This is a genomic window from Geofilum rubicundum JCM 15548, assembly GCF_000974365.1.
Lineage (GTDB): Bacteria > Bacteroidota > Bacteroidia > Bacteroidales > Marinilabiliaceae > Geofilum > Geofilum rubicundum.
The window spans coordinates 24,655-34,927 of record NZ_BAZW01000043.1; the positions used below are offsets into that span (position 1 = coordinate 24,655).

Annotated in this window: 11 protein-coding genes; 4 read left to right on the forward strand and 7 right to left on the reverse strand. The window is 37.8% G+C overall.

Features of this window, described 5'->3' with window-relative positions:
• Positions 1 to 16 precede the first annotated feature (16 nt).
• The 6 genes from JCM15548_RS15310 to nadA all read right to left on the reverse strand — a co-directional run bounded on the left by JCM15548_RS15310 (position 17) and on the right by nadA (position 5,960).
• Positions 17 to 1,417 carry a tetratricopeptide repeat protein gene (locus JCM15548_RS15310; protein ID WP_062127276.1) on the reverse strand — a complete coding sequence of 467 codons (1,401 nt, stop codon included), beginning with the start codon at positions 1,415 to 1,417 and terminating at the stop codon, positions 17 to 19.
• 117 nt (positions 1,418 to 1,534) lie between these two features.
• A complete protein-coding gene (dut, locus tag JCM15548_RS15315) occupies positions 1,535 to 1,969 on the reverse strand; it encodes a dUTP diphosphatase (protein WP_062127278.1) in 435 nt (144 codons plus the stop codon).
• Between the two features lie 17 nt (positions 1,970 to 1,986).
• Complete coding sequence (locus JCM15548_RS15320) at positions 1,987 to 3,429, reverse strand: lipopolysaccharide biosynthesis protein (protein ID WP_062127281.1); 1,443 nt, start codon at positions 3,427 to 3,429, stop codon at positions 1,987 to 1,989.
• Positions 3,430 to 3,435: 6 nt separating this feature from the next.
• Entirely contained in the window at positions 3,436 to 4,449 is a 1,014-nt protein-coding gene (gene ruvB / locus JCM15548_RS15325; RefSeq protein WP_227625910.1) for a Holliday junction branch migration DNA helicase RuvB, read from the reverse strand.
• An 8-nt stretch (positions 4,450 to 4,457) separates the two neighbouring features.
• Positions 4,458 to 4,853, reverse strand: coding sequence for a response regulator (locus tag JCM15548_RS15330; protein WP_062127284.1), 396 nt, complete (start codon positions 4,851 to 4,853; stop codon positions 4,458 to 4,460).
• A 111-nt stretch (positions 4,854 to 4,964) separates the two neighbouring features.
• On the reverse strand, positions 4,965 to 5,960 hold the full coding sequence (nadA, locus tag JCM15548_RS15335; RefSeq protein WP_062127287.1) for a quinolinate synthase NadA: 996 nt from the start codon (positions 5,958 to 5,960) through the stop codon (positions 4,965 to 4,967).
• Positions 5,961 to 6,631: 671 nt separating this feature from the next.
• Between nadA and rpiB the strand changes: the two genes are divergently transcribed.
• Positions 6,632 to 7,081, forward strand: coding sequence for a ribose 5-phosphate isomerase B (rpiB, locus tag JCM15548_RS15340; RefSeq protein WP_062127290.1), 450 nt, complete (start codon positions 6,632 to 6,634; stop codon positions 7,079 to 7,081).
• Between the two features lie 3 nt (positions 7,082 to 7,084).
• Positions 7,085 to 7,531, forward strand: coding sequence for an RrF2 family transcriptional regulator (locus tag JCM15548_RS15345; protein WP_062127293.1), 447 nt, complete (start codon positions 7,085 to 7,087; stop codon positions 7,529 to 7,531).
• Here the strand turns inward: JCM15548_RS15345 and JCM15548_RS15350 are convergent.
• A complete protein-coding gene (locus JCM15548_RS15350; protein ID WP_062127296.1) occupies positions 7,520 to 7,912 on the reverse strand; it encodes a VanZ family protein in 393 nt (130 codons plus the stop codon). The two genes, JCM15548_RS15345 and JCM15548_RS15350, sit on opposite strands and share 12 nt — an antisense overlap.
• A 283-nt stretch (positions 7,913 to 8,195) precedes the next feature.
• Here JCM15548_RS15350 and hemW point away from each other — a divergent pair, with 283 nt between their 5' ends.
• Both hemW and JCM15548_RS15360 read left to right on the forward strand, forming a co-directional pair.
• A complete protein-coding gene (hemW, locus tag JCM15548_RS15355) occupies positions 8,196 to 9,308 on the forward strand; it encodes a radical SAM family heme chaperone HemW (RefSeq protein WP_083985183.1) in 1,113 nt (370 codons plus the stop codon).
• A gap of 175 nt (positions 9,309 to 9,483) precedes the next feature.
• The coding region (locus tag JCM15548_RS15360; protein WP_262487094.1) for a cation diffusion facilitator family transporter at positions 9,484 to 10,273 on the forward strand (790 nt) is incomplete at its 3' end.

Consider the following 10,273-nt stretch of genomic DNA (forward strand, 5'->3'; position numbering starts at 1 on the left):
TTGTCATTTTTGAGCTCTAAACTTTTTTCGTAGCTTCAAAACTTTTATCCGCCTCCTCCGATTGATAATAAAGATCCCCCAAAAGACCATAAACCTGACTTTTTAAACTTATATTATCTTCACTATTTTCAATGGTAAGGGTAAAAAAACGAATGGCCTCATCTACCTGTTCATGCATCATATGTGCAAAACCTGCCATATAATTAAAAAGGCCGTTTTCAGGATATAAAACAATGGCCCGTAAGGCCTCCTCCAAAAATTTATCCTGATCGCTTTCTGAAAACAAAAGCAACAAGTATTCATGCCAAATGTCTTCCTGCTGTTCATCTATGAGCAAGGCCGTTTCATAGGCAGAGACGGCCAAAGAATCATTGCCCACATGTTTTTGGAAATTGCCATACAAAACATGAACAGAAGCCTCATAAGGATGAACCGTCATCATATCGCGCAAATAAACATTCAATTCGTCATTAGAGATGGGATTGTCAGCTTCCTCCAAACCCATCAAAAAAGGCATAATCCGTTGAATTTTAGCTTCTAATTGAACATTGGGATGTTCAAAACCCTTTTTTAAATGGTGCTTAAACCCGGTTGTATCCTTCATCAGGTAGGCATAATTGGCCAGACTAAAATAAACCTGACCATTTCCACCATCCGACTCGAGGACTTCATTATAGATGATATAACCCTTTTTAAAATCCTCTTGCTGGATATAATAGTCCCCTAAAAATAAAAGATACTCAGAATTGTGCGGATAAGCTTCGATAAGATCAATGAATTCTTGTTCAGCACTTTTAGTATCACCCATTTCTAAAAACAAAGCATGCTTTTCAATCGTGATACTTTCATTAATACCCAATAGGGATTGAATGCGGTTCAGCGTATGAATGGCATTTGAATAATTACCCTTATGGGCATGCAATTGTGACAAATGATACAAATATTCAACATTATCGGGATGCTGCTCCGTTAAATAACCGGCGGACAATAAGGCCAAATCAAATTTCTCATTGTTAGCGTATATTTTACTTAGCAGATAAACAAAATACTCATTGGTTGGATCGTACTGAACGGATTTAAAAAGATAATTTTCAGCACTTTCAAATTCATTGTTTTGGATAAGTAAATTACCAATTTCAAAATAACAGGTAGCACAAGTGGAATCGACTTTCAGTGCCTCTGTGTAATAGACTGCCGCATTCCCATAATCGCCTGTCATTTTAAAACGATTGGCCTCAAGAAAATAAAAATCAAACCGCCGATCAGCTTGTTCATTTTTTAACTTCACCGTAACTGGTCGCCCCTCAGGGTATAAAATACTTTCAAAACCCATGGCTTCTTTGGTTGAACCACAGCCAACAACGGCTAAACCAATAAATAATATAAAACTAAATATTTTTACCCTTCTGTATTGCATGAAATATCCTTTCTGCTGCGTACATTAATAATCCCTCTAACCATTAAACGTAACCAATTAAAGCAATGCCCAATGAATCATTAATGCCTAAATTAAAAAATAAAAAACGAATGGCTACTACAATCCTGTATGCCCAAAGCCACCAGATCCTCTTTCAGTTTGAGACAATACTTCTACGTTAACCCATTCAAAACGTTCGTATTTATTTAAAATCATTTGACAAATACGATCTCCATGCTTTATTTCAAAAGGTTCATTGGACAGGTTGACTAAAATAACCTGAACTTCCCCCCTGTAATCCGCGTCGATGGTTCCAGGCGAATTAAGCACGCCAATACCGTTTTTAATGGCCAAACCACTACGGGGTCGAATTTGTACTTCATAACCTTCCGGAATCTCCATAAAAAGACCTGTGGGAATTAAAACACGTTCCAGAGGTCCAATGTTTACTGAGCCTTCCAGGGAGGCTCTGATATCCACCCCTGCACTATGCAAGGTACTAAAATCAGGTAATGGATTAGTACTTCTGTTTATGACTTTAATCTGTAGCATAAAAATAATATCAAAACTTATATGTAGCTCCTTAAACGAAGCAAAATGAAAGGAAAGCAGATAAATATAAGCACTTTAAATGTATATTTTAAAAAGAGTTGATCAAATGAAACGAATTGGTTCAAAAGAAATGCACCAAATGCCAGAATAAAAAAGGCGGCGATTCTTTTTAGCGGATAGGGAATTGGATAAAATTTTTGACCCGTATAAAAGGAAATCATCATCATCACCCCATAGCCTGTTAACATGGATAAGGCACCGCCAATCATACCTATTTTAGGAATCAAAACGAAATTAAGGACCACAGTTAATACCATACCAATTACTCCAAATATCGCACCAAAAAAAGTCTTATCCGTCAATTTATACCACAATGACAGATTAAAATAAATGCCATAAAAAAGTTGGGCCAATAAAACAACTGGAATAATAATATTTCCTCTGATATAATCATTAACGAGCAAAAGATTAATAACATCCTGAAAGAGCGTTATTCCAACAAATATAAGTAACCCAAATAGAATAAAATATTCCATGATCAGGGCATAGGTCTGAACCCCCTTTTCCCGATTATTAAAAAAATACGGTTCAAAAGCAAAACGAAAAGATTGCGTAAATAAGCTCATTAATACACCAATTTTGAAATTGGCGCCGTATATGGCCAATTCTTTAAAACCGCCTTCCTGAAGGAGCTTAGGCATCAAAATTTTATCTGAATTTTGAGTAATCATACCAGTAATTCCGACAATTAAGACAGGCCAGGAGTAAATCAGGATGGGGCGTAATAAGGACCATCTAAAGCGACCCGTTTTGATCCTTAAATCCTTAATAAAAAAGAGTAAAATTAAAACACTACTGAGGGCATTACTTAATAAGACATACAAAACACCACTCCCTTTGATATATAAGTCCTGAAGCACTTCGCCAAATTCGTAGGCATTAAAAAGCGCCGGTAATCCCAGAAAGAAAAATAAATTGAAACCGATATTCAAAAATATGCTGATTAATTTAATCAAACCAAAACGCAGGGCTCTGTTTTGAAGACGGAGCTGTGCAAAAGGTATGGATAAAAAGGCATCAAAGCCAATAATAATGCCTACCAGAACTATGGCGTAAACAAATTGTCCATCGTAAAAAAAGCGACTAATGGATGGGGCAAAAACAAAACTTAGAACAATGAGTAAAAAACTGGTTAAACCCAAGGTGCTCATGGTAGTTCGAAAAACATCCCGCGCATTTTCCTTACGTGCAAAGCGAAAAAAACCGGTTTCCAAACCGTAGGTAAAAATGACCAGCAAAATGGAAATGATGCCGTACATGTTAACTATAACCCCGTATTCCTCCGGTGCAATGACCCGGATATAAAAAGGCATCAACAACCAATTTAACAAGCGGCCGACCATGGTACTGGCACCATATATGACGGTATCTCCGGCAAGTTGCTTAAGACTTAAACTCATACCGTTCTAAAATAAGGCATTTTGAATCATACCTGGATTTCGTCCAAAATGGTCATAGGCGATTTTCGTAACCATTCTGCCTCGTGGTGTCCGTTTCAAAAAACCTTCCTTGATAAGGAAAGGCTCATAGACTTCTTCAATGGTTCCACTGTCCTCACCCACGGCTGTTGCAATGGTGCTGACCCCAACCGGGCCCCCTTCGAATTTATCGATGAGTGTTAGCAGTATTTTGCGGTCCATTTCATCTAAGCCATATTGATCAATATTAAGCGCTTTTAAGGCCGTTTGAGTAATGGGCAAGTCAATGCTCCCACTACCCTTTACCATGGCAAAATCACGTACTCTCCTTAACAATGCGTTGGCTATACGAGGGGTGCCGCGACTACGCCGGGCAATTTCATCGGCCGCCAAAGAATCAATGGGTACTTTTAATATGGAGGCAGAACGCACCACAATTCCGCCCAATATATCGGTATCATAATACTCTAAATGACTGTTAATACCAAAACGGGCCCTCAATGGACTGGTGAGCAATCCACTTCTTGTGGTAGCACCAATCAAAGTAAAAGGATTTAACTCTATCTGAATGGATTTGGCACCAGGTCCTTTGTCTATGACAATATCTATCCTAAAATCCTCCATGGCGGAGTATAGGTATTCTTCGACGACCGGACTTAAGCGATGAATTTCATCAATAAAGAGCACATCATTGGGTTCCAAACTGGTTAGAATGCCAGCTAAATCGCCGGGTTTATCCAATACCGGACCACTGGTTAACTTAAAACCCACATTCAATTCATTGGCGATAATGTTTGAAAGGGTGGTTTTTCCCAGGCCAGGGGGTCCGTGTAAAAGCACATGATCCAGGGATTCTTCGCGCATCAGAGCAGCCTGAACGAAAATTTGAAGATTATCCACAATTTTAGGCTGTCCCTTAAAATTGAGAAAGGACAAAGGGCGCAACTGCTGCTCGATATCCATATCCCTGAAATGATTCTTTTCGGGATTATGTAGATCCATTTCCATCATTAAAAATCAGCACTAGAAGGCTTAATGCCCAGTTGATCCAATATGGCATTAAAAACTTCTATATCAAAAGGTTTGGCCATATATTCATCCATGCCAATGGCCATGCATTTCTCGCGATCTGCATCAAAAGTATTGGCAGTCAAACCAATAATAGGGGTATGTGAATGCTTGCTAACATCCAATTCCCGAATAGCTTTTGTGGCTTCAAAACCATCCATTACAGGCATCATCAAATCCATTAAAACAAGATCGTATTTTTTGTCCTTCACCTTCTCAACTGCCTCCAAACCATTATTTGCGACATCAATAGAAAATCCATATTTGGTTAAATTCAAAAAAATAAGCTTCTGATTTAATACATTGTCCTCCACAAGTAATAAAAGTAATCCTCTCATTTAAATGGTTTTGTATTTAAATTACAATTTCGGATGCTAAATTAAAAAAGTTGCTTATAATAAAGAATTAAAAGCCCGAAAATTACGGATAATTATTTATTAAAGAAAAAGTTAAAGCTTCAATTGACTGGAGATATCCAACATCCTTTGGATAGGTTTCACAGCTTCCAGGCGTATACTTTCTTCAACTTTGACTTCAGGATACTCATGTTTCAAAGCCAAATACACCTTTTGAAGCGTATTTAATTTCATAAATTCGCAATCGTTACATCCGCAGGTAGAATCATTTGGAGGAGCAGGAATGAAAACTTTGTCGGGCGAAAACTTTTGCATTTGATGCAAAATACCAGCTTCAGTGGCAACAATAAAGGATTGACCACTATTTTCGCGGGTATATTTTAAAAGTGCGGCCGTGCTGCCCACATAATCCGCCATAATTAAGAACGGTTTTTTACATTCTGGATGCGCAATTATTTGAGCATCTGGGTGTTCTTTCTTTAAGGCTACAATTTTCTCCAGAGAAAATTGTTCATGCACATGGCAGGCACCATCCCATAATACCATTTCCCGTCCTGTCAGCCCCTGTAAATAATTACCCAAATTTCTATCCGGTCCGAATAAAATGGGTTGGTCTCTGGGAATACTGTTGATTATACCAACTGCGTTGGTACTGGTAACCACGATGTCAGACAGTGCTTTAACGTCAGCTGTTGTATTCACATAGGTGACCACCATATGGTCGGGATAGTTTTTTTTAAATTGCGCAAAATCCTCTGCGGGACAACTATTCGCTAAAGAACAGCCAGCATTGAGATCAGGCACCAGAACTTTCTTTTCAGGGGACAAAATCTTAGCTGTTTCACCCATAAAATAAACCCCTGCCAATAAAATAATATCTGCTTTGGTCTGACTGGCCTGCTGAGCTAATGCCAAACTATCGCCCACAAAATCTGCAATATCCTGTATTTCATTAATTTGATAATAGTGGGCCATAATAATGGCATTCTTCTCCTTTTTCAATCTAATAATTTCTTCTTTTATATCTATTTTATCAGAAATTTTTTCTGTGACATGGCCCGCACTTATCCACTCCCTATTATTATTCATATCTTTTAATTTTAAAAATATATGTTGATGTTGTTAGCCTGTTGGTATTGTTTAAAAATAAATGAAATAACCCTTTGTATTTTCTCAATCTATGTTTTATCAGCGGCTTATCAACATTCGTTTTAAGTGATAAGTGTTTGAAAAACAATTATTAATTAGAGTTGTTCACAGCTTGTTAAAAACCTTCAAAGTTAAAAAAATATTGCCTTTGCATTAAAAAAAGAGACAAGAAAGATGTTTAAAAGTAAGGATAAGATGGCACTCTTTTAACTTGCATTTTTTGATGACAGAGCTCTTATACTATTATAATCCTATAAAACCAGTTTATTTTATGGAAAGATATAGCCAATAATACACAAGTTATTAACAAGGTTATTAGAATAGGTCGTTAGATTATTAGGTCATTAGGTATTAGCTAAGAGCAAGTTCTTAATTAGAAGTCGATTATGTATACAGGCAGCAAAACCATAAATACGTGTAAATTAAGCAAATTAAAAAGTTTAACGAACTATTGTTATTATGGATGGCTTTTTAATAAAAATCAATGGTTAGAGGCTGTTATCTGGGCCTTTGCCACGAATAGCTGATATCAATCACATAAATTATTATCTTTGAAGCGTTTTTAATAAAGTAGGTTGTTATAGAATACTCATTGAATAAATATCTTAAGTATGAGCGGCAAAAAAATAGCCATTGGTTGTGACCATGCTGGTTTCGAATTAAAACAGATTCTAAAGGATTTTCTTTTATCGAAGAATGTAGAATTGGTCGATTTTGGTACCCATTCTTCTGAAAGCGTTGATTACGCGGATTATGCCCATCCCTTGGCTGATGCTGTGGAGCGTAAGCAATGCGATTTTGGAATTACCATTTGTGGCAGTGGTAACGGTATTAATATGACGGTTAATAAACACCAGGGCATCCGGGCTGCTTTATGCTGGATACCGGAAATATCCCGATTGGCCCGGGCACACAATGATGCCAATGTATGTAGTTTGCCGGGAAGATTTGTTTCTGTGGAGGATGCCAAGAAAATTGTGGACTTGTTTTTGGAGACCCCTTTTGAAGGGGGGCGGCACACCAGGAGAATTGAAAAAATATCCACCGATAAAACCATGTAGTTTATGCTTTCCAATACTTGTAAGTATGCATTGAGGTCCATTATTTATATTGGAATTAATGCTAAGCCGGGTCGGAACGTTAATGTTCGGACCATGGCTTCAGAATTAGATGTACCCATGCAATTTTTGAGTAAAATACTTCAGGTATTTGTACATAAAGATATTCTTCATAGTGTGAAAGGACCTCAGGGCGGTTTCTCATTTAAGAAAAATCCCTATGATGTGGTTTTGTGGGATGTTGTAGAAATCATTGACGGACCGGAATTGTTTGAACATTGTATTATCGGAAAGCGGGCCTGCAGGAGTCACGACAGCGAGCAGAAAAAATGTCCGGTACATGATAATTATTCAACCGTCAGAAAAGACCTGGCTGCGTTTTTTAAAACGGAATCTTTCGGGAAAATTATTGATAATTATGATAATCAGTCGGTAGATTTTTTAGCGCTTTAACAGGGGCTTGAACCAGGTTTGTAAATAAAACCCCAAAAAGACGCCCAAGGTATTGGCCAAGAAATCCATTAATTCCCGACTTCGGTTGGCCAATGCCGGTTGAATCAGTTCTATCATTCCGCCTGCAGCTATAAGAAGTATTATGAGCCAAACATTAGGTCGGCTAAACGGTTGTTTACTGGTAATTGCCTGAGTTTTGCTTCTTTCAAAAAACAGAACAAAGGATAAAGCGGAATACATTCCCAGGTGAACGAGTTTATCTATTCCTTTAAAATCCCATAATTTGGTGGATGGCACCTCTGAACTACTCATCAAACTTAGCGTTAGTACGATGAAAGTCATCAGCAGACTGAATTTATATTGTGAAATAAAAGTGGACATTTGGCTTGTTTAAATTTTTATCGGGAGACAAAATTACTGTTTTTTTGATTGGACCTTACCCCCTTCATACAAATAAAGGGTCATAACTTATGTAGTTGACCGGCGAATTGAATGTTGGCGTGCTTCATTCAATGGGAATTTCTTCTTTTCAACCGATTTAAAGTAAAATTGTTTGTAAATATTGTTTTTTGGTTGATAAATCCGTTAATAAAGTGTTGATAACCCTCGTTAAAGCCCTGTTTATAAATGTTTCACGTGAAACATTTTCTAATTTTTATGATGTATGGCTGGAATTTATATTCATATCCCTTTTTGTTTTTCGCGCTGCGGTTATTGTGATTTTTATAAGACAACCCGTTTAGATAGAATGGAACCCTTTTTTAATACCTTAAAGCAAGAAATTGTTCACTATGCCCCGCTTTTTACGAATCGGATAGAAACCTTATATTTCGGAGGAGGTACCCCTTCTCTTTTAAAATCTGGTATGTATACCGAATTGTTTCTATTACTGAAATCTTATTATTCGTTTAATACGGATGTTGAAATAACCATAGAAGCCAATCCGGACGATTTGACTCCTACTTATATTGATGATTTATTAGCTCTTGGTTTTAATAGAATTAGTATCGGCATCCAGAGTTTTAACGAGACGGATTTGCAGGAAATGGGCCGACGACATAGTTCTTCACAGGCCTTACAAAGTATTCAGAATGCTTACAATGGCGGATTTCGAAATATTGGTATGGATTTAATTTACGGATTACCCTGGAGTTCCACGGAAGCATTTGAGAAAAATCTCGAAATATTTAAAACCTTACCCGTGAATCATCTTTCCGCCTACCATTTAACTTTTGAGGAAGGAACCCCTTTTGAGCGTCTGTTGAAGCGGGGGGTTTATCAAGAAATGAAGGATAATAAAAGTTTGGCCCAGTATGAATTGCTTTGTCGTTTGACGGCCAATAATGGTTTTGAGCATTACGAAGTGTCTAATTTTTCTCAACCGGGTTATCGATCCCGACACAATTCATCCTACTGGAACGGCTCACCCTATATTGGATTCGGACCTGGTAGCCACTCTTATTACAAGGGTAAGCGTTCTTGGAATAAGCCGGATTTGGCGACTTATAATAAAGGCCATTGGGCGGATATAACCGAAGAAGAGACCCTGAACAAGGATGATTTATTCAATGAAAGCATTATGTTGGGCTTGCGAACCTCTGACGGTATTGATTTAGAACAACTTCAAAACCTGCATCCGGCCTTCTATGAAGCATTTTCCAAAAAACAAATTAAATGGTTGACGGCCGGTGACCTGTATCTGGCAAAGAACCGACTTATCTGTCATGAAAAATCGTGGTTTATTGTTGATTCAATAATAAAAGATTTGTTTATTTGATGCAGCTGGAGGCCTTGGTATGTTAAAGTTGTTTTTTCTTATTATATTGTTTGGTAAGGGACTGGTCACCCGGACCGATGAATATGTTGCAAATATGATGAATTCCTGATATGCAAAAATCAAATACACCATTGTTGTTACCTGGCTGTCCATTTTCCTGAATGTGTTGTTGTTTGTGCTGAAGTTTTGGGCTGGTATGGTCTCCAATTCAGTGGCACTGATTGCTGATGCCTGGCATACCCTATCAGACTCTATTTCATCTGTGGCGGTTCTATTGGGTTTGAAGTATGCGCTACAACCCGCTGATAAAACCCATCCCTATGGACACGGAAGGGCAGAACTTATTGCCTCATTGGTTGTAGGGGTTTTGTTGGCTGTTGTTGGTTTTAATTTTTTGGTGGAGTCGATCATTAAATTTCAGGAGAAAGCTGTGTTTGCTTACGGACCTATTGCCATATGGGTAACCGTGGCCTCGGTGATCATTAAAGAGCTGATGGCCAGATACTCTCTATTTGTGGGGAAAAAGTTCAATTACAACTCCTTAAAAGCCGATGGTTGGCATCATCGTTCAGATGCCATTAGTAGTGTGGTTATTTTAGGTGGGATTTTTTTTGGTCGGAACATTTGGTGGATTGATAGTATGTTGGGATTAATGGTTTCATTATTAATATTTTATACGACATGGGGTATTATGAAGGATTCCATTAGTATTTTACTGGGTGAAGGTCTGGACCTGGATAAGCAACAGGAAATCATACAGATGGGCAAGCAGGTAGAACCTTTATTGGATTTGGATGCGCATCATTTTAAGGTTCATTACTATGGCAATCATACAGAGCTTACTTTTCACATTCGATTACCCGGGGATTTGAGTCTTGAAAAGGCCCATGATATTGCCAGTCGTTATGAATTGCTGGTGGAGGACCACTTTCATTTAACCGTTACCATACATGTGGATGCGGATG

Excerpts from the sequence above, each read along its gene's own strand:
- JCM15548_RS15310 (WP_062127276.1), bottom strand. The coding sequence starts at position 1,417 with ATGCAATACAGAAGGGTAAAAATATTTAGTTTTATATTATTTATTGGT.
- dut (WP_062127278.1), bottom strand. The coding sequence starts at position 1,969 with ATGCTACAGATTAAAGTCATAAACAGAAGTACTAATCCATTACCTGAT.
- JCM15548_RS15320 (WP_062127281.1), bottom strand. The coding sequence starts at position 3,429 with ATGAGTTTAAGTCTTAAGCAACTTGCCGGAGATACCGTCATATATGGT.
- ruvB (WP_227625910.1), bottom strand. The coding sequence starts at position 4,449 with ATGGATCTACATAATCCCGAAAAGAATCATTTCAGGGATATGGATATC.
- JCM15548_RS15330 (WP_062127284.1), bottom strand. The coding sequence starts at position 4,853 with ATGAGAGGATTACTTTTATTACTTGTGGAGGACAATGTATTAAATCAG.
- nadA (WP_062127287.1), bottom strand. The coding sequence starts at position 5,960 with ATGAATAATAATAGGGAGTGGATAAGTGCGGGCCATGTCACAGAAAAA.
- rpiB (WP_062127290.1), top strand. The coding sequence starts at position 6,632 with ATGAGCGGCAAAAAAATAGCCATTGGTTGTGACCATGCTGGTTTCGAA.
- JCM15548_RS15345 (WP_062127293.1), top strand. The coding sequence starts at position 7,085 with ATGCTTTCCAATACTTGTAAGTATGCATTGAGGTCCATTATTTATATT.
- JCM15548_RS15350 (WP_062127296.1), bottom strand. The coding sequence starts at position 7,912 with ATGTCCACTTTTATTTCACAATATAAATTCAGTCTGCTGATGACTTTC.
- hemW (WP_083985183.1), top strand. The coding sequence starts at position 8,196 with ATGGCTGGAATTTATATTCATATCCCTTTTTGTTTTTCGCGCTGCGGT.